Below are 24515 nucleotides of genomic sequence, written 5' to 3' on the forward strand. Positions count from 1 at the left end.
CTACTACACAGTATTTAAGGAATATCGATCATGGCTGCTAAAGAAGTTAAATTCGGCGATTCCGCCCGCAAGAAAATGCTCACTGGTGTCAACGTTCTGGCTGACGCAGTAAAAGCGACCCTGGGCCCGAAAGGCCGTAACGTGATCATCGAGAAGAGCTTCGGCGCTCCGACCATCACTAAGGACGGCGTTTCCGTTGCCAAAGAAATCGAGCTGAAAGATCGCTTCGAAAACATGGGCGCGCAGCTGGTCAAAGACGTTGCCTCCCGTGCCAACGATGACGCTGGCGACGGCACCACCACCGCTACCGTTCTGGCTCAGTCGATCGTCAACGAAGGCCTGAAAGCCGTCGCTGCCGGCATGAACCCGATGGACCTGAAACGCGGTATCGACAAGGCGACCATCGCCATCGTCAAAGAACTGAAGGGTCTGTCCAAGCCATGCGCTGACTCCAAGGCCATCGCTCAGGTCGGCACCATCTCCGCCAACTCCGACAACTCCATCGGCGACATCATTGCCGAAGCCATGGAAAAAGTCGGTAAAGAAGGCGTGATCACCGTTGAAGAAGGCTCGGGCCTGGAAAACGAACTGTCTGTCGTAGAAGGCATGCAATTCGACCGCGGCTACCTGTCCCCTTACTTCATCAACAAGCCGGACACCATGGTCGCCGAACTCGACGGCCCGCTGATCCTGCTGGTGGACAAGAAGATCTCCAACATCCGCGAAATGCTGCCAGTGCTGGAAGCCGTTGCCAAAGCCGGCCGCCCACTGCTGATCGTGGCTGAAGACGTTGAAGGCGAAGCCCTGGCGACTCTGGTTGTGAACAACATGCGTGGCATCGTCAAAGTCGCTGCCGTCAAGGCACCTGGCTTCGGCGACCGTCGCAAGGCCATGCTGCAGGACATCGCCGTTCTGACCGGCGGTACCGTCATCTCCGAAGAGATCGGCCTGAGCCTGGAAAGCACCACCCTGGAGCACCTGGGTAACGCCAAGCGCGTGATCCTGTCCAAAGAAAACACCACCATCATCGACGGTGCTGGCGTTGAAGCGGACATCCAGGCTCGCGTGACTCAGATCCGTCAACAAGTCGCCGACACTTCGTCCGACTACGACCGTGAAAAACTGCAAGAGCGTCTGGCCAAGCTGTCCGGCGGCGTTGCAGTGATCAAGGTTGGCGCTGGCTCCGAAGTTGAAATGAAAGAGAAGAAGGCCCGCGTTGAAGACGCCCTGCACGCTACCCGTGCAGCCGTTGAAGAAGGCGTGGTACCTGGCGGTGGCGTAGCCCTGATCCGTGCTCTGCAAGGCATCAACGACCTGAAAGGCGACAACGCCGACCAGGACGTGGGTATCGCTGTACTGCGTCGCGCTATCGAAGCTCCACTGCGCCAGATCGTTGCCAACTCCGGTGACGAGCCAAGCGTTGTCGTGGACAAGGTCAAGCAGGGTGCCGGCAACTTCGGCTACAACGCTGCTACCAGCGAATACGGCGACATGATCGAAATGGGCATCCTGGATCCAACCAAGGTAACCCGTTCCGCGCTGCAAGCAGCTTCGTCCATCGGCGGTCTGATCCTGACCACCGAAGCCGCTGTTGCTGAAATCGTGGAAGACAAGCCTGCAGCTGGCGGCATGCCAGACATGGGCGGCATGGGTGGCATGGGCGGCATGATGTAAGCCAGCCTTACCCCTGTACTGAAAAAGCCCCGCCGGTGAAAGCCGGCGGGGCTTTTTTACGCCCCGGATATGGGGGGCGCCTGGATCTTCGCGGGCAAGCCTGCTCCACTTCTGCAGGAGCGGGCTTGCCCGCGAACGACTTCAGCGCTGGCTCAGTTCATCCGCCGCTGCCTTGGGCGCCTTCCAGCCCAGCAATTGCTGCTTGAAGCCATAACTGGCGCTCTGGTAGTAGCTGATGCCGCGCTGGATCAACGGATCGCTGTCCGGTACCCGGGATTCCTGGCTGGCGCCCAGGGCCTGGTCATGCCGGCGCAACCCCTGGCGCGGGCTGAGAATCGCCAGGTCCTGGCCGTCGAACAGGCCCAGGTGCTGATAGTTGCCCACCAGCACCCGGGGAGGCAGAGGGTTGTCCTGCAGCAGGTTGCGTCCGAAGAAGGTCGACTCGTAGTCCAGGTTCAACAGGCCCAGCAGGGTTGGCGCCAGGTCGATCTGGCTGGCCAGCTGTGCATTCTCCCGCGCCGGAATCAGCTTGGGCGCATAGATGAACAACGGAATCTGATAGTTGCTGATGGGCAGGTCTTCCTTGCCCGCGCTGCCTGCGGTGTGGTCGGCGACAAACACGAAAATGGTGTTGTCGAACCAGGGCTTCTGGCGGGCTGCCTTGAGGAACTCGCCAATGGCGTAGTCGGTGTATTTGACCGCGCCGTCCCGGCCCTTGCCGGACTTGATGTCGATCCGGCCATCGGGATAGGTGTAAGGGCGATGGTTGGAGGTGGTCATCAGTTGCAACAGGAAGGGCCGCTGCTGTGCGTAGTCGGCATCCGCCAGCTTCAGGGTCTGGGTGTAAAGGTCTTCGTCGGCCATGCCCCAGGCGTTCTTGAAGTGGATCTCGGACTCCTCGACGCTGCTCTGGTCCACCACGCGGTAGCCGTTGCCACTGAAGAAGGCATTCATGTTGTCGAAGTAACCTCGGCCGCCATAGACAAACACACTGTCGTAACCCACGGCCCGCAGTTGCTGGCCAAGGCTGGCGAAACCACTTTCACGACCGATGCGCTTGACGATGGAGCGCCCCGGGGTGGGGGGAATCGCCAGGGTGATGGCTTCCAGGCCGCGGTCGGTGCGGGTGCCGGTGGCGTAGAAGTTGTTGAAGTACAGGCTCTGTGCGCGCAACGCATCCAGGTTCGGGGTCAGGTTGCGGTCGTCGCCGTTGCTGCCCATGTATTTGGCGCTGAAGCTCTCTATGGTCACCAGGACGATGTTGGGGGTGCGTGGAGCCCCCGGGTTGTCGATGGCGCGCCGGATATCCAGCGGGTCCTTGCCGATGAAGCGGGCATTGGGTTCATTCAGTTCGGCGCGCATCTGGCGGGCCACCACATCGGCGGGCAGGCTGCGATAGAACTGCTGGTAGTCCAGCTCGTTGTTACGAAAGGCGGCAAAGAACTGATAGGGGCCGTTGCTCGCCAGTTCGTTCTGATAGGCGTTGCCGCCCTGGCTGCGCGGGCTGTCCTGGCTGAGCAGTTGCAGGCTGGCGCCGACCACCAGCAGCAGGCCGAGGGCACTGAGCAGGCGGCCACGCAGAGGCGGCAAGGGCGCATCCAGCGCAGCCTTCAGGGGCTTGCGCAGGGCCAGGCTCAGGGCGATTGCCGCCAGGGCCAGCAGGCTCATGTACAGGCCGATCGGGTAGGACTCGAGAATGTTGTTGAGGACCTCGTCGGAGTACACCAGGTAATCGACGGCGATGAAGTTGAAGCGCACGCCGAATTCATCCCAGAACAGCCACTCCGCCACGGCCGTGAACAGCATGGCGAACAGGCTCAGGCTGAACAGGCCCTGCAACAGCCAGCGGTGGCCGCGTCGACGCCACAGGGCGGGCGGGCAGAGCACCAGGTACAGGCCCAGGGGCAGGGCGGCATAAGCCAGGAAACCCAGGTCGTAGAGCAGGCCGACGCCAAATAGCGGCAGCCAGCCGCTACCGGCTTCGTCGAGGTGGGTGAGCAGCAAAATGCCGCGGGTCAGCAGGAAAATCGCCAGCCAGGTGCTGGTCAGCAGCAGCACGAAACGCGCCGGAGCTGTCTTGAGAAGATCCATCAGAGGGTGTTCCTTGGGGGCAAATGGCCCGCAGTCTGAGGTTGTCCCTGTAGTCAGCTTGTGAACCGCTGGTGAAAATATTGTTAAGCCCCCAGGCCCGGGAAAACTCTGCCTGGCACCGGCCGACAAGGCTGGCGGCGAGCCGGACTTGGCCTTAAGCTGCGCGAGCCAAGATGGCCGTAACCCTGTACGGAGAGAGTGCCGATGCGAATTCTACTGGTTGAAGACAACCGCGATATTCTCGCCAACCTGGCTGACTACCTGGGGCTCAAGGGCTATACCGTGGATTGCGCTCAGGATGGCCTGTCCGGGTTGCACCTGGCGGCCACCGAGCATTACGACCTGATCGTGCTCGATATCATGCTGCCGGGAATCGATGGCTATACCCTGTGCAAGCGCCTGCGCGAAGACGCCCGGCGTGATACTCCGGTGATCATGCTCACCGCCCGCGACCAGCTCGACGACCGCCTTCAGGGCTTCAAGTCCGGGGCGGATGACTACCTGCTCAAACCCTTCGCTCTCTCGGAACTGGCGGCGCGTATCGAGGCGGTGATGCGCCGTTCCCAGGGTGGTGGCCGTCGGTCGCTGCAGGTTGGCGACCTGAGCTACGACCTCGATACCCTGGAGGTCACCCGCGAAGGCCGCTTGCTCAAGCTCAACCCCGTGGGCCTCAAGCTGCTGGCGGTGCTGATGCAGAAAAGCCCCCATGTACTGCGTCGGGAGATCCTCGAAGAAGCCCTGTGGGGCGACGATTGCCCGGACAGCGACAGCCTGCGCAGCCACGTTCACCAATTGCGCCAGGTGATCGACAAGCCGTTCGCCAAGCCGCTGCTGCACACCGTGCACGGTGTCGGGTACCGCCTGGCCGAGGGCCGAGATGGAGTTTAAGCAGAGCCTTGCCCAGCGCATCATCATCGCCTTTGCGTTGATGAGCGCACTGGTGGCGGGGGCGTTTGCCATGGGCATCGTGGCGACGGTGCACCTGGTGGAGGAGAAGCTCATCTCCGCAGGCCTGGGCGGTGACCTGCAACGCCTGTTGCTGATGGATAACGTCGGCGACTGGAGCCACCGCCCCGAGCCCGACCAGTTGTTCTACTACAGTGGCGGGCGCGGCGACTTCGAGCTGCCCAAGGATTTGCGCCATCTGGATCCGGGTTTCCACGAGGTGTTCCGCGAGGAGTTGTCCTATCACGCCATGGTCGAGGTGGTGGACGGTCGGCGCTATGTGCTGCTGCAGGACCAGAGCGATTTCGAAGAGCGCGAGCGGGTGCTGTTCGCCGTGGTGCTGGTAGGTTTTGTCCTGAGCCTGGCGCTGGCGGTGTTTCTCGGCTGGGTCCTGGCTCGCCGAGTGATGGCGCCGGTGGTGCGTCTTGCCCGGCAGGTGCGCCACCGGGATCAACTGCTGGGCCTGGCTCCGCCCCTGGCGCCGGACTACGCGGCGGACGAGGTGGGAGAGCTGGCCATTGCCTTCGATGCAACCCTGGGCCGCTTGCGCCAGGCCTTGAGCCGCGAGCGGCTGTTCACCAGCGACGTCAGTCACGAACTGCGCACGCCATTGATGGTTCTGGCCACTTCCTGCGAGCTGCTGCTGGAGAATCCACGGCTGGACCCCCGTGGGCGAGCCCAGGTCGAACGCATCGCTCGCGCTTGCGACGAGATGCGCGAGCTGGTGCAGACGTTCCTGATGCTGGCCCGAGCACAGCGTGAAGATGCCAGCATGTCGCCGCAGCTGAGCCTGAGCCAGGCGGCCAGTGACTTGACCGGTATCTGGCGCGAAGCCATCGAGGCCAAGGGGCTCGAGCTGATCTTCGAGCCCGGAACCCCAGGTGACAATCGCTACAACGCCACCTTCCTGCATGCGGTGATGGGCAACCTGCTGCGCAACGCCTTGCACTACACCGAACAGGGTTTCATCCGCCTGAGCCTGGTGCCCGATGGATTCGTGGTGGAGGACAGCGGCGTGGGCATTCCCGAGGAGAAGCGCGAGGCAATGTTCCAGCCGTTTGTGCGGGGCGATGAAAAGCGTGGGGAAGGCCTGGGGCTGGGGCTGTCCCTGGTGCAGCGGATCTGCGAGAACCAGGGCTGGACTGTCAGCCTCACTACCATGACGCCCAATGGCTGTCGTTTTTTCGTTCAGCTGAACTCGGCCAAGGCCTGATTGTTCTTTCCCGGCCCTGTTTTACGGGGCCGGTCACTTGTCGTTTTTTCCTCTTAAGTGGCCCCAGGCCACTGTCCTCAGCCTGTAAAACCCTGAAATATTTCCTCGTTGGACGGTACGAAGTTTTCACAAAGGGATGACCTGTCGCTGACACGTCGCTGCTTAAGGTGGCGCCATCAGTTGCAGGAGACTTTGATGATGGCTACGCCGATCAAGCTGGAATTTTCCGAAAAATACGATGCCCAACACGCCCAGGAATACCTGCTCAAGCACCAGGATGGTCTGGCGCGGCAGTTGTCCCACAAGCGTGACGAACAAATGGCCCGTACTGCGCTGGCCCTGGCGGGAGAGCCCGGGCTGGTACTGGACCTGCCCTGCGGTGCCGGTCGTTTCTGGCCGCTGCTGGCAGAAAAAACCAATCGAGTGATTATTGGCGCTGACAATTCAGCGGCTATGCTGAGTACCGCCACGGTGGCCCAACCGGCAGACGTGGTAAAACGGGTACGGCCCTTGCAGACCTCTGCGTTTGCCATTGATTTGCCGGACAACGCCGTGGACTGCATTTTCTCCATGCGTTTATTGCACCACATAGGCCAGGCGGAGCACCGCATGGCGCTGCTACGGGAGTTTCAGCGGGTCAGCCGTGACAGCGTGATCATCTCGTTGTGGGTCGATGGCAACTTCAAGGCCTGGAAACGCAAGCGCATGGAGCGCAAGCGCCAGGCTGAAGTTGGGCAGGAGGGTTACCAGAATCGTTTTGTGTTACCGGCGGCCACGGTCGAAGAAGAATTCAGGCAAGCCGGCTTTCGTGTCCAGGAACACCTGGACTTCTTTCCGCTCTACGCCATGTGGCGGGTCTACGTATTACGCAAGAGGTAAGAGGATGGCTGTTGAATGTGCTTCGGAACTGGATGCCGCGCCCACAGATTGCTTCGAATACTTCTGGAACAAACAAGGTGAATGGGTCGAGGAACCCAATCAGCGTCGAGGCGGCGAGAGCGGCGTCCAACGCATTCAAAGCAGTAGCGGCGGCCTGCTCTATGCCAAGCGGCAGATCGGGCACATTCATCGCAGTTGGTTGCACCCTTTCGGGCGACCGACGGTCCTGCGTGAGCGCGAGGCTCTGCAAGGCCTGCGCCTGCTGGACGTGGAGGTCCCGGAACTGGTGTTCTGCGGGGCCCGGCGTGGCCCGGAGCGACAATGGCAGGCGTTGCTGGTCACCGCAGCGCTGGAGGGCTTCATGGAGGTCGACAACTGGTATGCCGCCGGTGGGCGCGAGCGCCATGGTGAAGCCTTTCATGATCGTTTGTTGCAGGCGGTGGCTGCGACCCTGGCGCGCATGCACAAAGGGCGCTGGCAACATGGTTGCCTGTACGCCAAGCACGTTTTCGTACGGGTGGACGGCGAGGGCGAGCAGGCTCAGGTGCGAGTCGCATTGCTGGATTTCGAGAAATGCCGCCAGCGCTTGAGCAGCCGCCGGGCCGCAGCCCATGACCTCAAGCAACTGCGTCGCCATTCGTCGTGGAATGACGCGGACTGGCAAAAGCTCTACTACTTTTACAAGACGGTGTTTGGCAGCCCCATCAAAGGTTTATAGCGATGAAGCTAGAAATTGCACGAGGTTTGTTCCTGGCAGGAGCCTTGGCAGTCGCTTCTTTGGCCGTAGCTGCCTGGGAGCAGCCGCGCACGCAGGTCCTGAGCGCCCAGGGAGACGCCCATTGCCCGTTGCCGCGGGTGGCCAAAGCCTCTGTGGCGGTCAAGCCCGATCATGACCTGTTGCTGTTCATGTTCGGCATGGCTCAAGGATTGAAACCCCAGAGTTGAAGCTTGTTCAGCCCCTAGAAAAAGGCCTCGCAATGCGAGGCCTTTTGTTTGCCCGGAAATGATCAGATCAGATGCAGGTGGTTGTCCCACAGGCCCGCTGGAAGGTCCAGGGGCTTGGCCACGATCTGCGTCTGACGGCAGTCGTAGAAGCGGCAGCGACCTTGTCCCGAGGTCACCACGAAGCCATCGGCTACCGCTCCGACACCGGCGCAATCGGGCAGCGGGGCGTCGACCCGCACGGCACCGCTGTCCAGGTCCCAGATAAAGAAGCGGTTGCCCCGGGGAGCGGTCAGGGCCACCAGCCGCAGGTCGCTGTGCACTGCCACGCTGGCGGTGTAGTGCCCCATGGCCTGCAATTGTTCCTGGGCTACCGGGAAGGGGGCGAAAGGCTGGCCGGGACGCTTGATCGCCAACAGTTCCGAGGATTCGTGGGCGGCGCCCATGAACTGCTGGCCGGTGACTATGGTGCCGTCGCCGGCAATGCCCATGTGGCGCACGCTGTTCATCTGCTGGGCCAGGGTTTCCTTGCTCAGCAGCGTGCCATCGCGCTGCATCAGGACCAGGCTCGGTTCCATGGCGTCAAGGTTCATCTCCACCCGGCTTTCGGCTTCGGTACGGATACCGCCGTTGGCCACCACCAGGGTTTCCCCGTCGGGCATCCATGACACCTGGTGGGGGCCGATGCCATGGGTGGACAGCTCGCTGTTGTGCACCAGGCGCTCACCCTCGAAGCGGTAGACACCCAGCAGGCCCCGGCCCGGGTCCCGGGTATCGTTCTCGGTGGCGTACAGCCATTCGCCGCTCTTGTGGATCACCGCATGTCCGTAGAAATGCCGGTCCGGTTGCGCGGTCAGGGTCTGCAGGAGCGCGCCGTTGCGCAGGTCGATCAGGTAGCTTTCGGTGCCCGGGCGCCGCGCCACGAACAGGGCGATGGGCAGTTGCGGGTGGTTGATGATGTCATGGCAACGTTGGCCGACCTGGGTGGCAAACACCTGTTTACCGTCCAGTTGATAACCGACGGCGTAATGCTTGCCGTCACCATCGTCCCTGGCCGAAAGCAGCAGGGGCTGCTTGCCCTTTTGCTTGAACAGCGTCCAGCCGCCCAAGGTCACCGCACTGAGCAGCAGGCTGCCCAGCGCCAAAGCCTGACGTCGCAGCATCATCAGTCACCGTCGTTGGCGTTGAAGCCCAGTTGGATCCCCAGCGCCTTGGCCAATTCGCCTTCATGCAGGCGGTGGACCACGTTGAGGCTGTCATACAGGTCGTTGAGTTGCTGGCGGCCAGCGTCGTCACTGAGCATTTCGGTCAGCGAGCGCTGGGTGCTGGCGAAGAGTTTCAGCGAGGCAGCGTAGGCGGCGTCGATCTTGTCGGCCAGAGGCTTCTGATCGGCAGGCAACAGGCCGCGCAGGCCCTTGTTGTCGACCCCGGCCCAGACTGTCTGGGCAGCGCTGAGGCTGGCTTCCAGGCCCTGCAGGGACGACTGGCTGCGCCAGGCATCGGCCTGGAACGGCTGCGGGATGCCCTTGGTCTGGCGGCCCATCGGCGTGCCGAGCTTCTTCTTCAGGGTATCCAGAGCCGTGACCTGGACCCGCAGCAGGTCGGCGATGGCCTCGTGGGAATCGGCGTACCGCTGGTTGGGGAACTTGCTCATCTGCGCGAGCATGCCGTCGTTGGTGTTCCAGCTCGACAGGATTTCTTCGGCCAGTTGTTTCTGGCGCTCACCAATGGCAGTCAGCAGCGGGCAGTAGCGGGCTTTCTGCGCGCTGTCGGCCATGTCGATCTTGCTGTCGAAGAGGATGTATTCGTAGGCCGACAGCCCCTGCACCACGACGCTGGACTTGGCCAGGGCGGCGGCATCGATCTGCGGGTTGGCGGTGACCAGTTGCTCCACCTGACGGCCCACCAGGTTCTTCTTGTCCGGCCAGAACTGGACCTGCCAGGAGCGGTTGCCCTCGGCCAGTGGGCCGATCAGCAACGGCTGGAGCTCGGCCCAGGCTTTTTGCGCATGGAGGAAGTCGGCCCGTGCGGTGTCCAGGCTTTCCTTGCCTTCACAGAAGGCCAGGGCACTGATGGCCAACTGGCGGTCGGCGTCGACCCAGCGACTGTAGGTCGGCAGGATGACCTGCTTGGCGATGGCCGCCGAGGTCACGGCTTGTGGGTCCTGGGGCGAGCAGGCGCCCAGGGCGAGTGCGGCAAGGCTGGTGAACAGCAGTTTGGGGCGGAACATGTTCGGGCTCCCTTTATTGTGGAGAAAACGTGTGAGTCGAGTGTTATAGAGAATTCAGGAATGCCAGCAACGCGGCGCGCTGCTGGGCATTGAAGGTCAAGACCTGTTGTTTCGCGCCTTCGGCTTCGCCGCCGTGCCAGAGCACCGCCTCCATCAGGTTGCGGGCGCGGCCGTCATGCAGGAACTGGGTGTGGCCGCTGACGGTTTCGGTAAGGCCGATGCCCCACAGCGGCGCGGTGCGCCAGTCGCGGCCACTGGCCTTGAACTCCGTGCGGTGGTCCGCCAGGCCTTCGCCCATGTCATGCAGCAGCAGGTCGCTGTAGGGGCGTATCACCTGGTTGGCCAGCTCGGGTTCGGCGGCGTTGGCTGCGGTGGTGAAACTTGGGGTATGGCAGGACTGGCAGCCGGTCTGGAAGAACAGGTTCTTGCCGGCCAGGACCTGGGGCGAGTCGACATCGCGACGTGCCGGCACCGCCAGGTTGCGGGTATAGAACAGCACCAGGCGCAGGATGTTGTCGCTGACCTCTGGCTCGCCATCCGGGCCGTTGCCATTGGGGGCCTGCTTGCAGGCGGTTTGCGCGTCGGTGCAGTCATCGAAGGGTCTCAGGCGGGTGGTCAGGCCCATATCACCAGAAAACGCGTGAACATTTTGTTGATTGAGGTTGGGTTGCCCGGCTTTCCAGCCAAAACGCCCGAGTACGGTCTTTTGCAGGGCGTCATCCCAGACCCAGTTGGGCCGGCCGGCGATGGCGTTTTTATTCGCCGGCCTGGCATTGGCCAGGATCGCCTCTTCGGGAATGGCTTCCAGCAGCCCCAGGCCGATCATCGGTGGCGCCACCCGGGCGGAAAAACGCGTGTCCGGGTGCATAGGCCCGTAGCCCAGGTCGGTGATCTGCAGCTTGGGTTTGCGCAGCTCCACTTGGGTGCCGTCCTGGAAGCGTACCGGCAGGGGATCGTAGTCCACCCGTACCCGGCCTTCGGGAGCGACCCCGGGAATGGCCATGTCCTGCAACTGGCCGCCGTACACCGGCTCCGGAACGATGCCTGCCTGTTCGATGAGCCTGGCAAAGGCCGGATCGTCGGGGATCGACAGGCGCACCAGCATTGACACCGCGTTCAGCGCATCCGGCGCCGGGGGATGGCCGCGCCCGTCCTTGACGTGGCAGTTCTGGCAGGCGTTGGTGTTGAACAACGGGCCGAGGCCGTCGCGGGCGGTGGTGGTGGAGGGGGCGATGACCCAGGGGCTGCGGAAGAAACTGTTGCCGACGCTGAAGTCCAGGCGTCGGGTGGGTGGCAGGTTGGCCGACGGCAGGGAGAAGGCATTGCGATCGCTCTTGTTGACCGTGGTCGCGCCGCCCGCCCGGGCTTCTCCAGGTTCGGCCTGGGTAAAGCGCGGCGCGTCATCGCAGGCACTCAGGCTCAGGGCCATGAACAGAGCGGACCAGCGAAGCGGCAACGAGGGCATCGGACATCCTGCAAGACGAGCAAAACAAGGGCGCAAAGTCTAACAGGGCGGCCTGGATTGAATAAGAGGAATTATCGTTTGGTTTGACCCAGGACAAGCTGGACGGGGCGCAGGCAACGATGTTGCAGGCTGTGCAAACGGCTGCGGCGGGCACAAAAAAGGCGACCCGAGGGTCGCCTTTCTGCCTGGCGCAATGCGGATCAGAATTCGTGATCGGCGTTGTCCGGGTTCAGGTCGCTGATGCCCAGCTTGCCGGCGGCCTGCTCGATCGAGCCGGTCTGCTTGACCAGGGCGGCGATGGCGTCACGCACGATCTGGTTGCCGGACTCGTTGCCCGCCGCAATCAGCTGGTCGTAGTGCTCGCCCTTGTTGGCGTGGTCGACCATGACCTGGATCTTGGCTTCGGTGGCCGCCAGGTCGGCTTTCAGGGCCGCGTCGGCGGCCGGGTCGGCCTTGGCCACCAGGGACGACAGGCTGGCGCCGCTCATCTTGGTGCCGTCGGTACGGGTGTACTCGCCCAGGTAGACGTTGCGGATGCCCTTGGCGTCGTAGAAGTGCGAGTTGTGGGTGTTGTCGCTGAAGCAGTCCTGCTCGTCTTCAGGGGAGTTGGCTTCCAGGGAAACCTTCATCCGCTCGCCCGCCAGTTCACCCAGGGACAGGCTGCCCATGCCGAACAGCATCTTGCGCAGGCCGGTCTCGGCCGGCTCGGCTTCCAGGGTGGCGCGGTAGTTGTCGGCCACGTCCGGCTTCCAGTTGCCGACCATTTCTTCCAGGTCGTTGACCAGCAGTTGGGTCACGGCCTTCAGGTAGGCACGACGACGGTCGTTGTGGCCGCCGGTGGCACCGGCACCTTCCAGGTAGTCCGAAGCAGGGCGGGCGCCGGCGCCAGGGCCGGTGCCGTTGAGGTCCTGGCCCCAGAGCAGGAATTCGATGGCGTGGTAGCCGGTGGCGACGTTGGCCTCGGCACCGCCCAGCTCGTTCAGGCTGGCGAGTTTTTCCGGGGTGATGTCTTTTACGTCGACCTTGTCTTCGCCGACCTGGATCTCGGTGTTGGCGATGATGTTGGCGGTGGCACCCGGGTTGCCCAGTGCGTGCTCGTAGCTCTTGTCGACGTAGTCGATCAGGCCTTCGTCCAGGGGCCAGGCGTTCACCTGACCTTCCCAGTCATCGATGATGGTGTTGCCGAAGCGGAACACTTCGCTCTGCAGGTAAGGCACGCGAGCGGCGACCCAGGCAGCCTTGGCGGCTTTCAGGGTGTCGTCGTTGGGCTTGGCGAGGAAGGCATCGATGGCGGTCTGCAGGGTTTTCGCGGTGGATTCGGAGTCGCTGTATACGGCGAAGACCATGTCGGCGTAATGCGCGACCACGGCCTTGGCAGCCGCTTCGTCGACCTTGCCGGCTGCATCGGCCGCTGGGGTGGCAGTGCTGGTGGCCGGGGTCGGCGCTTGGGCGGCAGCCTTGTCGTCTTTGCCTTCGCCGCAGCCGGCGAGGGAAATTGCGATGGCCAACAGACTGGCGGTAGCCAGAGGCATACGAATCATGGCGAACATCCTGCTTCGAGAGGGGAGTGGACGGCGCGGGGGCGCGCAAAAGCTGCGACATAATGCGAAAGATTTGCATTATGTGTAAAGGGTTGTGCCTGGAAATATTTCTTATTCAACAGGGGATTGCGCTGGGTCAGGTTCGCCAGCGCCGTGCCTGGCTCAGAGGATTGCCGCATTGCTGCGCTGGGCCTGTTTCAGGTAGGCCCCCAGCTCCCGGGCGGGCAGGGGTTTGCTGTAGTGGTAGCCCTGACCTTCGTGGCAGCCTTCGGAGATGATGTAGGCCTCCTGCTCGGCAGTTTCCACGCCCTCGGCGATCACCTGCATGCCCAGGCTCTTACCCAGCTGGATGATCGCGCGCACGATGGTGGCATCGTCGTCGTCGTCCAGCAGGTCCTGGACGAAGCTCTTGTCGATCTTGATCTTGTCCAGGGGCAGGCTCTTGAGGTAGCTCAGGGACGAGTAGCCAGTGCCGAAGTCGTCGATGGCAATCAGGGCGCCGGAGCGGCGCAGGCTCAGCAGGTGCTGGGCGGCGGTGCTGATGTCTTCCATCAGGCCGGTTTCGGTGACTTCCAGCTCCAGGCTGCGGGGCGGCAGGCGGTAGATCTGCAACAGATTGTTGACCACCCGTGGCAACTCGGCGTGGTGCAGTTGCACGGTGGACAGGTTGACCGCCATGCGCAGGTCGCTGAAGCCCATGTCGTGCCATTCCCGCAGCTGGCGACAGGCCTGGTCCAGCACCCATTCGCCGATGGCGATGATGGTGCCGTTCTGTTCCGCCAGGGGAATGAACAGGTCTGGCGGCACCAGGCCATGCTCGGGGTGCTGCCAGCGGATCAGCGCTTCGACGCCCACCACACGGTGGTCGCGATAGCTGATCTGCGGTTGGTAGACGAGGAAGAACTGATCCCGGGCCAGGGCCTCGCGCAGGTCTTTTTCCAGCTCGCGGCGGCGACGCATCTCGCTGTCGACGCTGGCGATATAGAACTGATACCGATTGCGTGACCGGGTCTTGGCCAGGGTCATGGTCTGTTCGGCTTTTTGCAGGAGCTTTTCCGTGCTGTCGCCGTCTTCCGGGAACAGGGTGATACCGATGGTGGCACGCAGGCGGATTTCCTGGTGATCCAGGGCGAAGGTGGCCTCCAGATCATCGAGGATGCTCTGGGCCAGTTCCGCAGCTTCGTAAGGCTGTTCGATATCGGCCTGGACCAGGGCGAACTGATCGCCCCCCAGGCGCGCCAGGGCGCCAAGCCGGCCGCTGTGGCCGCGCAGGCGGTCGGCCAGGGCCAGCAACAGCTGGTCGCCGGTCTGGTAGCTGAACTGTTCGTTGATGCCCTTGAAATCATCCAGGCCGACACAGAGCACCGCCACCCGGCGTTGCAGGCGCCCGGCGTCCACCAGGATCTTGTCCAGTTGCTGTTGCAACTGCTGGCGGTTTGGCAAGCCGGTGAGGAAGTCGTACTGGGCCATGCGCAACAGGCTGTTTTCCGCCTCGTGACGCAAGTGGGTGTTGCGCTCGATGGAGGCCAGCAACTGGTTGGCGGTATTGATCCAGATCCCCAGCTCGTTCTTCTCGTGGCCCTTGAGCAGGGGCAACTGGTGTTCGCTGGGGCGGTCGGGGTTGATGGTTGTCAGGTGCTCGATGATTCGCGACAGCGGCTTGGTCAGCAGCCAGTGATAGACCAGGTACAGCACCAGGCCCATGGCCAGGGCCCGCAGGACTCCGGAAATGAAGATGATCACCGAACTGACGATGAAACCCTGGCCATAAGTGGCGGTGTCGAGGGTGATGCTCAGGTCGCCGTAATATTCGCTGTAGGGGCCACGGCCCACCAATTGCGTAGTGAAGGTGCGTTCCTGACCGAGGATCAGGTCGGTCAGCCAGCGGCTGGAGGATTTCTGCAGGTCGCGGGATTTCTCCGCGAGCATGGTCTCGTTCGGGTGGCCAATGGAGGCCATGCGCACAGCGTCATCCTGGAACAGGCCTTCAATGACTTGCATGCCCATTTCCCGGTCCAGGCTGTAGACGGCCTGTGTCGATGGGTCGCGAAACATGTCGAGAATGCGCTGGGCATCGCTAGCTACCGCCTGCCGAGTCTTGTAGGCATCGAAGACGATCTGGGCGCAGCTCAGGACCACGCCCACTATGAGTGCCGACAGCAGCACAACCCGGAGCAACTTCACCGACAAGCTGTTTTTGAGTTCCAGCTTCAAAGGGCTATTCCTTGTTCCGTGCGTGTAGCGTCAAGTTGCCATGAGTATTGGCAATCCCGTGATGGCCGTCAAAGTGACATTAGTGCCGAGAACAGGATGTCTGCGGGCCAGGCCCGGGTGATCAGAATCAGGATTGCTCGTGCTGTGGATAGTGTGTCGGTAGCGACGCCTTGCAACTTGAGGGGCGGCGTTGTTTTTTACCTGCCATGAATCTTAGCGCTTCAGGTGGGCGGGACAAGATCCCGGCTTTGCCACAGGCAAAAAAAACCCGGCCAGGCCGGGTTTTTTACACTGCAAACGGACTTAAGCGACGAAGTTCTTGCCTTCGAACTGCTCAGCCACGAATTTCCAGTTGACCAGGTTCCAGAACGCTTCGACGTATTTTGGACGAACGTTGCGGTAGTCGATGTAGTAGGCGTGTTCCCAGACGTCGCAGGTCAGCAGCGGGGTGTCGCCGCTGGTCAGCGGGTTGCCGGCGCCGATGGTGCTGGCCAGGGCCAGGGAACCGTCAGCCTTTTTCACCAGCCAGCCCCAGCCGGAACCGAAGGTGCCAACCGAAGTCTTGGTGAATTCTTCTTTGAACTTGTCGAACGAACCGAACGCAGCGTTGATGGCTTCAGCCAGGGCGCCGGTAGGTTGGCCGCCGGCGTTTGGCGCCAGGCAGTTCCAGTAGAAAGTGTGGTTCCAGACCTGGGCTGCGTTGTTGAAGATGCCGCCCGAAGAGGTTTTGACGATCTCTTCCAGAGTCTTGCCTTCGAACTCGGTGCCTGGCACCAGGTTGTTCAGGTTCACGACGTAGGTGTTGTGGTGCTTGTCGTGGTGGTATTCCAGGGTTTCCTTGGAAATATGCGGCTGCAGAGCGTCGTGTGCATAGGGCAGCGGCGGCAATTCGAAAGCCATGATGATTCTCCTAATCAGGTCAGTTGCGGTGAGCGCAAGGCCGATCACGGGCGGCCAGACAAGCGCCGGGGAGTTTGTACTCTTTGCGGCGCAGGGTTCGGATCATAGCACCGGGGGTGCGGCTTAACCACGCAACAACTGTGTGGGATAGAGGTTCCAGAGCCTTTTGGAATAAGTCACGCGGCGCTGATCAACTGCAGGGCGACGCTGAACATCATCACCGCCACCAGCAGGTCGAGTATCCTCCAGGTGCTCGGGCGCGCCAGCCACGGAGCCAGCCAGGCGGCGCCCAGCGCCAGGGTGAAGAACCACAGCAGCGAAGCGCTCGCGGCCCCCACCACATAGGCGCCCGGTTCGGTCTGCTGGGCCCCCAGCGAGCCGATCAGCAGCACCGTGTCCAGGTACACGTGGGGGTTGAGCAGGGTCACCGCCAGGGCGCTGAGCATCACCGCCCGCAGCGAACGCACGGTCTGTCCTTCGCCCTGCTGCAGGCTCTGTTTCGAGCAGGCCCGGCGCAATGCCTGGGCGCCATACCAGATCAGGAATGCCGCGCCGCCCCAGCGTGCCACCGCCAGCAGCATCGGGCTCTGGGTGAGCACGGTGGCCAGGCCGAACACGCCGGCCGCCACCAGTAGCGCATCACAGGTGACGCACAGTGCCGCCACCGGCAGGTGGTGCTCGCGGCGCAGGCTCTGGGCCAGGACGAAAGCGTTCTGAGTACCGATGGCCATGATCAGGCCGAAGGCCACCAACAGGCCATTCACATAGCTTTGCCACATGGTTATTGCTCCTCGCCGGCGGCCAGTTGTTGCAATACCTGCATAGCCCGCCCGGCATCCGCCTGGCCGACAAACAGGTGGTCGTGGTAGTAGCCGGCGATCACGTTGCAACTGATCCCGGCCTTGCCCAGGGCCCCGGCGAAGGCAGCGGTCAGGCCTACGGCTTCGAGCGCCGAATGCACGTTGAGGGTGATCCAGGCGGCTACATAGTCGAAGCCCAGGCCCAGGCGCTCGGCCTGCTGGCGCGGGAGAATCACGGTCAGGCCTTCGCGCTCGCGAAAACTGCCCAGCACTTCGCAGTCCTGCAGCAGGCTGCGGTCGGGGAGGGAGCAGAACACGTACTCGCCGTCATTGAGCTGCGGGCTCATGCTGCGCAGCAGGGTTGCGAGGGAGGTTTCACCGGCCATGAACGGAATCCTTGAACGAAGAGGCATTGCTGAGGCTTTACGCTGGCTATTTTCCCGGCCCGGGTTGTATAAGAAAAACCAATATTGCTGATCTCTCATTAGGAAAACTGATGTTCGACTATAAGTTGCTCTCGGCCTTGGCCGCAGTGATCGAGCAGGCAGGGTTCGAGCGGGCGGCCCAGGTGCTGGGTTTGTCACAGTCGGCGATTTCCCAGCGGATCAAACTGCTGGAGGCCCGGGTCGGCCAGCCAGTGCTGGTGCGGGTGACGCCGCCGGCGCCGACGGAAATCGGCCGGCGCCTGCTCAACCATGTGCAGCAGGTGCGCCTGCTGGAGCGCGACCTGCAAAGCCTGGTGCCGGCGCTGGACGAGGAGGGCCTGCCGGAGCGCTTGCGCATCGCCCTCAACGCCGACAGCCTGGCCACCTGGTGGGCTGGCGCAGTGGGCGATTTTTGCGCCGAGCACCATCTGCTCCTGGACCTCGTGGTGGAAGACCAGACCGTCGGCCTCAAGCGCATGCGCGCCGGGGAAGTGGCGGCCTGCGTCTGTGCCAGCGAGCGCCCGGTGGCCGGGGCCCGCAGCCTGCTGCTGGGGGCCATGCGCTACCGGGCCATGGCCAGCCCGGAATTCATCGCCCGGCATTTTCCCCAGGGCGTGCGTGCCGAGCAGTTGCCGCGCACACCGGCTCTGGTGTTTGGCCCCGACGATTTCCTGCAGCATCGCTACCTGGCTTCCCTGGGCGTGGACGGTGCTTTCGAGCATCATCTGTGCCCGTCTTCCGAGGGCTTCATTCGCCTGACCGAGGCCGGCCTGGGCTGGGGGCTGGTGCCCGAGTTGCAGGTCCGCGAGCAGCTTGAGCGAGGCCTGCTGTTGGAGCTGTTGCCGGATAAACCCATCGATGTGCCGCTGTACTGGCATCATTGGCGCAACGGCGGCCAATTGCTGGGGCTGCTCACCGAGCACCTGGCACGTTTGTCGGCACAATGGCTGGTGCCCTGGGAGCAGCCGTAAGCGTCAAGCGACAAGCTGCAAGTAGACAGCTTGCGCACTGATTTTTAACTTGCAGCTTGTAGCTCGTAGCTCGTCACTGCTTTCTTAGGAATATTTCATGAAGATTCTGGTTACCGGCGCAAGCGGCTTCATCGGCGGGCGCTTCGCCCGCTTTGCCCTTGAGCAGGGCCTGGAGGTGCGGGTCAATGGCCGTCGCGCCGAAGCCGTGGAGCATCTGGTGCGCCGTGGCGCTGAGTTCGTCCAGGGTGACCTGAGCGATGCCGATCTGGTGCGCGAGCTGTGCCGTGACGTCGACAGCGTGGTGCATTGCGCCGGTGCCGTGGGCTTGTGGGGGCGCTACCAGGACTTCCACCAGGGCAATGTGCTGGTCACCGAGAACGTGGTCGAAGCCTGCCTCAAGCAGCGGGTGCAGCGGCTGGTGCACCTGTCTTCGCCCTCGATCTACTTCGACGGCCGGGATCACCTGGGGTTGACCGAGGAACAAGTGCCCAAGCGCTTCCGGCATCCTTATGCGGCCACCAAGTACCTGGCCGAGCAAAAGGTCTTCGGCGCCCAGGAGTTCGGCCTTGAAGTGCTTGCCCTGCGCCCGCGCTTCGTCACCGGCGCCGGCGACATGAGCATCTTCCCGCGGCTGTTGAAGATGCAGCGCAAGGGCCGCCTGGCCATTGTCGGCAACGGCCTGAACAAGGTCGATTTCACCAGTGTGCACAACCTCAACGAGGCGTTGTTCAGCAGCCTGCACGCCAGCGGCTCGGCCTTGGGCAAGGCCTACAACATCAGCAACGGCACACCGGTGCCTTTGTGGGATGTGGTCAATTATGTGATGCGCCAGATGCAGGTGCCGCAAGTCACCCGTTATCGCTCCTTCGGCCTGGCCTATGGCGTGGCGGCGCTCAACGAAGGTTTCTGCAAGCTCTGGCCGGGGCGACCGGAGCCGACTCTGTCGCGCCTGGGAATGCAGGTCATGAACAAGAATTTCACCCTGGATATCAGCCGTGCCCGGCATTATCTCGGCTATGAGCCCAAGGTCAGCCTGTGGGCGGCCCTGGATGAGTTCTGCGCCTGGTGGAAAGCCCAGGACATAAGCTGAAACCAAAGACTGAACCGAGTTTGCCCGGCCCGGTCCATTGGCCGGGCGAATTAGCGGTTTATACTCGCCGCACTCAGCCACCACCGCGTTTCACAAAGGTTGCCCCATGCGTAACGATGCAAACGATGACTTCGACGACGTTCCCAGTCTGCGCGCCGATCCTCTCGACGACGATGTCTTCCCCACCACCAGCGCTGCCCGCGAGCGTACCTCCGTGCATTCGCGCGGCACGCCGGTAGTCAAGGTCAAGAGCCCCAGCACCGGCCCGCTCTGGGCATTGGTGGGCGCCTTGTTCTTTGCCTTCATCGGCCTTGCCTGGTGGAGCTTCCAGCAGATTTCGCTGATGGAACAGCAATTGGTGGCGACCCAGGAAAGCTTCGCCAGGATCAGTGAGGAAGCGGCCGGACGCCTGCAGGACATCTCCGGCAAGGTGGTGGCCAGCCAGACCAATGTCACCACCGACAGCGAAGCGCTGAAGCTGCAGATCAAGCAACTGGAGAGCCGCCTGCAGGACCAGAGCCGCCAGCAGCAGGGCGTGGCGGGGCAGGCCACCGATCTGGACAAGCGCCTGGCGCAGATGAGCGCGCAGACCGCCGAGCAGCAAGCAGCCAACAGCCAGTTGCAGGCTCAGGTGAAAGCCTTGAGCGGTGAACTGGCGAGCCTGAAAAGCGCCCAGACCGACAACGGCAAGGTCGATGCCCAGCTCAAGAGCCTGGGCGCCGACCTGGCCACGCTGAAGAAACAGGGCAATCCGAGCGCCGCCATCGAGCGTCTGGAACAGGACCTGATCGTGCTCAAGAGCCAGCAGGACAACCGTCCCGCCGCTGCGCAAAACGGTGCCAGCACTGCCGAGTTCGACGCCTTTCGCGGCCAGGTGACCCGCAACATCAACACGCTGCAAAGCCAGATCCAGAACCTGCAGCAGCAGATCAACACCCGCCCTTGATGGGGGCCGCCTTCCCACGCCTGGCGTGGGAAGGCGTCGGTTCACCCCCCGTGTGCTGAATGTTTCCGCATATCCTGCAGCCGTCTACGCTCTTCGAACGCCAACACGAACGAGGAGCGGGCGATGAGACTGTGGCTTGGAAATACCTGGGTGGGCTGGCTGCTGCTGTTGTGCTTGGGCCCGCTGCAGGCGGCGCCGTCGGTGGATGATGGCGCGGCGGCCCGGGCGCTGCTGGAAAAGGCCCTGGGCTACTACCACGATCAGGGCGACAAGGCATTCGCTGCCTTCAGCCGCCAGGGCGAGTTCGTCGACCACGACCGCTATGTGTTCGTGGTGGATACCCAAGGCGTGATGCTGGCCAGTGGCGGTCCCTCGTCGGCGTTGATTGGCCGTGATGTGTCGCAAGTCCTGGGGCCGGACCTGCGCAAGGCGTTCAGGCAAGCGTTGAAGACGCCCGAGGGCAATGGCATCCAGCAGGCCGAGTACCGCTGGCAGAACTGGGCCGACGGCAAGATCGAGCGCAAGCATGTGTATTTCCAGCGGGTCGGCGAACGCATCCTGGCGGTGGGTTACTACCAGCCCCGGGCGTCGGCCGAGCAGGCCAGGGCATTGCTGGAGAGGGCAGCCACGGCCCTGAGCACGGACCGCAACGGCACGCTCAAGGCGATCAACCAGTTGCAGGGCGGTTTTCTTGAAGACGATCTGTACGTGTTCGTGGTGGACATGGACAGCCGGCGCTACCTGGCCCATGGCATCAACCTGCGTTTGCTCAACACCGACTTCGCCAAGATCAGGGATCCCGAAGGCAAGCCGGTGGGCGAGCCGATGCTGGCGCTCATGGCTCGCGAGGATCAGGGCGAATACCAATACCGCTGGAAGAACCCGGTGACCGGCAAGGTGGAGGACAAGCACGCCTACCTGCGCAAGGTAGGGAATCTGCTGGTTGCGGTGGGCTACTACAGCCCTTGATCATGCTGTCCTGCAGCCGCTGCCGCAGGCTGCTTCAGCAAAGGCTGGAGCGCTTCGACCAAAGCGGCTACAGGAGCCCGGGGTGGGTTAACGCGCCTTGTCTTCACGACCGCGCAGCAGGCGATTGGGCATGGCGATCGCCGCTGCCAGCCCCAGCAGGGATACCCCGGCACTGACCAGCAACAGATGCTTGAAGGTCGTCAGCAACTCGGCTCGCAAGGCGTCCCGCGCCGGGCCGGGGGCGGCGTTCAGGCCTTCCAGCAGGGCATTGCCGGAGTGCCCTTCAACCATCAGCCCGGCGCCACCGAGATGGGCCAGGCTGGAATCCTGGAGCAAGGCCAGCAGCAACGCCGACATCAGCGCCACACCCACCGCCCCGCCGAGGGCGCGGAACAGGTTGGTGGTGCTGGTGGCCACGCCGATATCCCGTTGTTCCACCGAGTTCTGCGTGCCCACCAGGGAGGTGGGGAACTGCATGCCGCCAGCGATCCCGCAGAGCAGCATGAACAGGCCGCTGAGCAGCTCCGACTGCGGCGGCACCAGGGCCATGCCGAGGATCGACAGCGGCATCAGCAGCGCGCCACTGAGGATCATCGGCTTGTAGCGCCCGGTGACCGAGGTCAGGCGCCCGGCACAATAGGCGCCCATTGGCAGACCCATGGCCAGCGGCAGCAGGTGCAGGGCGGCACTGTCGGCCCCGGCGCCGGTGATGCTCTGGAAGCGCAGCGGCATCAGCACGATCAGGGAAATGGCCTGGAAGCTGGTGAAGAAGATCGTGCACCAGCACAGCAGCGCGTTGCGGTTGGTGAACAGGTGCATCGGCAGCAGGGGTTCCCGGGCCCGGCGCTCATGCCAGACGAACAGTGCCAGGACGATGACCGCGATGGCCAGCAGATCGAGCACTTCGGCGCTGCGCCAGGAATAGCCCTGGCCTACCTGGGTGATACCCAGCAGCAGGGCGGTCAGGCCGATGATCATCAGCACGGTACCGAGGTAGTCGATGATCGGCTTGCGCTGGGGCACCGGCAGCCCGATCAGAGTGCGATGCGCCACCCACCAGGCGCCCAGGCCCAGAGGCAGGTTGATCAGGAACACCCAGCGCCAGGAAAGGAATTCGGTCATGTAGCCGCCCAGCACCGGGCCGGCGACGCTGGCCACTGCGTACATGCTGCTGAAGTAGCCCTGGTAGCGACCGCGCTCCCGAGGCGGAACTATGTCGCCAATGATGGCCTGGCTCACGGAGATCATGCCGCCGGCGCCGATACCCTGAAAAATCCGCGCCAGCACCAGTTGCTCCATGTTCTGTGCCAGGCCGCAGAACAGCGAGGCCAGGGTGAACAGCCCCATGCCGAACAGCATCAAGCGGCGGCGGCCGTAGAGGTCGCCGAGCTTGCCGTAGATGGGCACTGCCACGGTCATCGCCACCATGTAGCCGGAGATCACCCAGGCCAGCAGGCCGACGTCCTTGAACTGGGCGGAAATGGCCGGCATGGAGACGGCGACGATGGTCTGGTCCAGGGCGCCGAGAAAGATCGCCAGCATCAGGGCGATCAGCACGCTGCGAATGGCCGGTTTGGGCGAGACGGGCTGTTGGAAGTGGGTCACGAAAGAACCTGCGGGCAGAGATTGACCCGGCGGAGCAAGGCCGGTGGAAGTGCGCTTCAGTGTACTAGATAGGAGCCTACTAGATAGCCATACAAGGAAGTCTCCGGGGATTTTTCATCTGGGCTTAACTGATGGGAACGATGCTCTGTGAAGACCTGGGCAGTCATACGAAAGCGCAGATGATGCGGCAAGGATTAGCTGGTAATGGGACGCATTCTGTATAGTGCCCGGCACTGGGCTGGTGCTCTGAACACCGGCCCGGTCAATGTCCATTGATGTTGCTATTGCTTGCATTTCGCCCGGGCGTATTCGTTTATCGAAGAGCCCTGGCGGTTGTCTGATGGTTCGCCCGCTGGCGCCCCCGTCGCCCGTCACACTGAGGCCTGGACTGTAGTGATGAACAAGCCTGCCCTTGCGTCGATTCCGGTGTTCAAGCTCTATGGCGAGAGCCTGGACTGGCCTACCCCGGACCTGCTTCATTGCGAGCCCATCAGCCAGCGCAGCCGCGAGCACCATTGGGAAATCAAGCCCCATCGGCATGCCGACCTCTGCCAGTTGCTGTTTGTATACCGTGGGCAGGCGGAACTGGAGATCGAAGGCCAGCGTACCCTGCTGGACAAATCGATGGTCCAGGTCCTGCCGCCGCTGTCGGTCCATGGCTTCCGGTTTTCCGAAGACATAGAAGGTTATGTGGTGACGCTGGCAGCGCCGCTGGTAAGCCATCTGCAAACCCAACTGGGGCAGGGGCAAAATACCCTGGCCAGGCCCGAGGGATATCCGACGGGGGCAGACGAGGCGTACCTGAACGGTTTGTTCGCCGCCTTGCAGCAGGAGTACCAGGGGCAGCAGCCGGCTCGGGAAATGCTCATGCATGCGCTGGTCAGCATGATTGTGGTCTGGGTCGGGCGCCAGGCGTTGCAGCGCAGCAGTGCCAGCCGGCGTCCCCAGCGGGCCCGTGAGTATTTCAATGGCTTCATCCAGTTGGTGGAAGCCCATTACCGCGAGCATGTGAAGGTCGAGGACCTGGCCCACAAGCTGGGCATTTCCGTGTCGCACCTCAACGGCACCTGCCGTGAACTGGCAGGGCAGCCCGCGCTGCAGATCATGCACGAACGCCAGCTACTGGAAGCCAAGCGGCTGCTGACCTACACCGGGATGACCATCTACGAGATTTCCGCGGACCTGGGGTTTTCCGACCCCACCAACTTCACCCGGCTGTTCCGGCGCCGGGAGGGGATCTCGCCCAAGGTATTTCGCGACCGCCTGAAGGCCGATCAGGCCGGCGACGCCGATTCGCTGACGCTCACCTGAGGGCGTTCAAGGTGGCGTTGTGGGGCATGCAGCGCTCCAGGTTGCAACTGGCGTAGTTGCGCGGTTGCATGCGCGCCTGCTCCACGCGATAAGCGGCAGTACCGTATAGCGCCAGGGTCACGGTGCAGGTCATGAAGATGGCCAGGTACCTTCTTGTCTTGACGTTCATGGCAACGACCTCTGAACCCATACCCCTTTGGTTTAAAGGGGTACTGTTATCAGCATAGGTCAGTTGCGGGGGCTTGCCCGGCCTGTTTGGCAGGGTATTCAGCAGTTGGATCGAGCAGCCCGGCCAGCGCCGTGC

The 24515-nt window shown here is 62.8% G+C and carries 22 protein-coding genes; 11 read left to right on the forward strand and 11 right to left on the reverse strand.

The annotated features are described in order from the left end of the window. The first annotated feature begins 30 nt into the window (after positions 1-30). On the forward strand, positions 31-1674 hold the full coding sequence (gene groL, locus AC07R1_RS20180) for a chaperonin GroEL (RefSeq protein WP_011063092.1): 1644 nt from the start codon (positions 31-33) through the stop codon (positions 1672-1674). 141 nt (positions 1675-1815) lie between these two features. Here the strand turns inward: groL and AC07R1_RS20185 are convergent, their stop codons facing one another. Next, entirely contained in the window at positions 1816-3765 is a 1950-nt protein-coding gene (locus tag AC07R1_RS20185; protein WP_123431358.1) for an LTA synthase family protein, read from the reverse strand. A 204-nt stretch (positions 3766-3969) separates the two neighbouring features. On the opposite strand from AC07R1_RS20185, the gene colR reads away from it, so the two are divergent. The 5 genes from colR (at position 3970) to AC07R1_RS20210 (ending at position 7747) form a co-directional block, all read left to right on the forward strand. After that, complete coding sequence (gene colR, locus AC07R1_RS20190) at positions 3970-4653, forward strand: two-component system response regulator ColR (protein WP_011063090.1); 684 nt, start codon at positions 3970-3972, stop codon at positions 4651-4653. Continuing rightward, entirely contained in the window at positions 4643-5923 is a 1281-nt protein-coding gene (locus tag AC07R1_RS20195; RefSeq protein WP_315868710.1) for a sensor histidine kinase, read from the forward strand. The genes colR and AC07R1_RS20195 overlap by 11 nt, the downstream gene beginning before the upstream one ends. 198 nt (positions 5924-6121) lie before the next feature. Beyond that, complete coding sequence (locus tag AC07R1_RS20200) at positions 6122-6802, forward strand: class I SAM-dependent methyltransferase (protein ID WP_495110882.1); 681 nt, start codon at positions 6122-6124, stop codon at positions 6800-6802. A 4-nt stretch (positions 6803-6806) separates the two neighbouring features. Next, positions 6807-7520: a lipopolysaccharide kinase InaA family protein gene (locus tag AC07R1_RS20205; protein ID WP_011063087.1), complete on the forward strand. Its 714-nt coding sequence runs from the start codon at positions 6807-6809 to the stop codon at positions 7518-7520. Between the two features lie 2 nt (positions 7521-7522). Continuing rightward, positions 7523-7747, forward strand: coding sequence for a hypothetical protein (locus AC07R1_RS20210; protein WP_041119677.1), 225 nt, complete (start codon positions 7523-7525; stop codon positions 7745-7747). Between the two features lie 62 nt (positions 7748-7809). Here the strand turns inward: AC07R1_RS20210 and AC07R1_RS20215 are convergent, their stop codons facing one another. From AC07R1_RS20215 to AC07R1_RS20250, 8 genes are all read right to left on the reverse strand, one after another. Continuing rightward, positions 7810-8907, reverse strand: coding sequence for a DUF1513 domain-containing protein (locus AC07R1_RS20215; RefSeq protein WP_053160069.1), 1098 nt, complete (start codon positions 8905-8907; stop codon positions 7810-7812). 2 nt (positions 8908-8909) lie between these two features. Then, positions 8910-9974, reverse strand: a complete 1065-nt coding sequence (locus AC07R1_RS20220) for an imelysin family protein (protein ID WP_011063084.1) — start codon at positions 9972-9974, stop codon at positions 8910-8912. Positions 9975-10017: 43 nt separating this feature from the next. After that, complete coding sequence (locus AC07R1_RS20225) at positions 10018-11439, reverse strand: di-heme oxidoreductase family protein (RefSeq protein ID WP_495110883.1); 1422 nt, start codon at positions 11437-11439, stop codon at positions 10018-10020. Between the two features lie 200 nt (positions 11440-11639). Next, positions 11640-12980: an imelysin family protein gene (locus tag AC07R1_RS20230; protein ID WP_011063082.1), complete on the reverse strand. Its 1341-nt coding sequence runs from the start codon at positions 12978-12980 to the stop codon at positions 11640-11642. Positions 12981-13142: 162 nt separating this feature from the next. Then, positions 13143-15194, reverse strand: coding sequence for a putative bifunctional diguanylate cyclase/phosphodiesterase (locus AC07R1_RS20235; protein WP_011063081.1), 2052 nt, complete (start codon positions 15192-15194; stop codon positions 13143-13145). Between the two features lie 303 nt (positions 15195-15497). Next, positions 15498-16094, reverse strand: a complete 597-nt coding sequence (locus tag AC07R1_RS20240; RefSeq protein ID WP_011063080.1) for a superoxide dismutase — start codon at positions 16092-16094, stop codon at positions 15498-15500. A gap of 176 nt (positions 16095-16270) precedes the next feature. Then, the gene (locus AC07R1_RS20245; RefSeq protein ID WP_011063079.1) at positions 16271-16873 is read right to left on the reverse strand and encodes a LysE/ArgO family amino acid transporter; all 603 of its coding nucleotides are present in this window, start codon (positions 16871-16873) and stop codon (positions 16271-16273) included. 2 nt (positions 16874-16875) lie between these two features. Then, positions 16876-17280 (reverse strand): ACT domain-containing protein, encoded by a 405-nt coding sequence (locus AC07R1_RS20250; protein WP_011063078.1) that lies wholly within the window; start codon positions 17278-17280, stop codon positions 16876-16878. Positions 17281-17390: 110 nt separating this feature from the next. Here AC07R1_RS20250 and AC07R1_RS20255 point away from each other — a divergent pair, with 110 nt between their 5' ends. From AC07R1_RS20255 to AC07R1_RS20270, 4 genes are all read left to right on the forward strand, one after another. After that, on the forward strand, positions 17391-18290 hold the full coding sequence (locus tag AC07R1_RS20255) for a LysR family transcriptional regulator ArgP (RefSeq protein WP_015636800.1): 900 nt from the start codon (positions 17391-17393) through the stop codon (positions 18288-18290). A 97-nt stretch (positions 18291-18387) separates the two neighbouring features. Continuing rightward, positions 18388-19380, forward strand: coding sequence for an NAD-dependent epimerase/dehydratase family protein (locus AC07R1_RS20260; RefSeq protein WP_011063076.1), 993 nt, complete (start codon positions 18388-18390; stop codon positions 19378-19380). 106 nt (positions 19381-19486) lie between these two features. Then, on the forward strand, positions 19487-20326 hold the full coding sequence (locus AC07R1_RS20265; protein WP_011063075.1) for a coiled-coil domain-containing protein: 840 nt from the start codon (positions 19487-19489) through the stop codon (positions 20324-20326). A 123-nt stretch (positions 20327-20449) separates the two neighbouring features. Further along, a complete protein-coding gene (locus AC07R1_RS20270; protein WP_495110884.1) occupies positions 20450-21295 on the forward strand; it encodes a cache domain-containing protein in 846 nt (281 codons plus the stop codon). Positions 21296-21382: 87 nt separating this feature from the next. On the opposite strand, the gene AC07R1_RS20275 is transcribed toward AC07R1_RS20270, so the two are convergent. Beyond that, positions 21383-22900, reverse strand: a complete 1518-nt coding sequence (locus tag AC07R1_RS20275) for an MDR family MFS transporter (RefSeq protein ID WP_041752524.1) — start codon at positions 22898-22900, stop codon at positions 21383-21385. A 396-nt stretch (positions 22901-23296) separates the two neighbouring features. Between AC07R1_RS20275 and AC07R1_RS20280 the strand changes: the two genes are divergently transcribed. Then, positions 23297-24211 carry a helix-turn-helix domain-containing protein gene (locus AC07R1_RS20280; protein ID WP_011063072.1) on the forward strand — a complete coding sequence of 305 codons (915 nt, stop codon included), beginning with the start codon at positions 23297-23299 and terminating at the stop codon, positions 24209-24211. Here the strand turns inward: AC07R1_RS20280 and AC07R1_RS20285 are convergent. Then, positions 24204-24380, reverse strand: coding sequence for a hypothetical protein (locus AC07R1_RS20285; protein WP_015636796.1), 177 nt, complete (start codon positions 24378-24380; stop codon positions 24204-24206). The genes AC07R1_RS20280 and AC07R1_RS20285 overlap by 8 nt on opposite strands. Positions 24381-24515: the final 135 nt, after the last annotated feature.

This window comes from Pseudomonas sp. GW821-FHT07F01 (assembly GCF_059418825.1).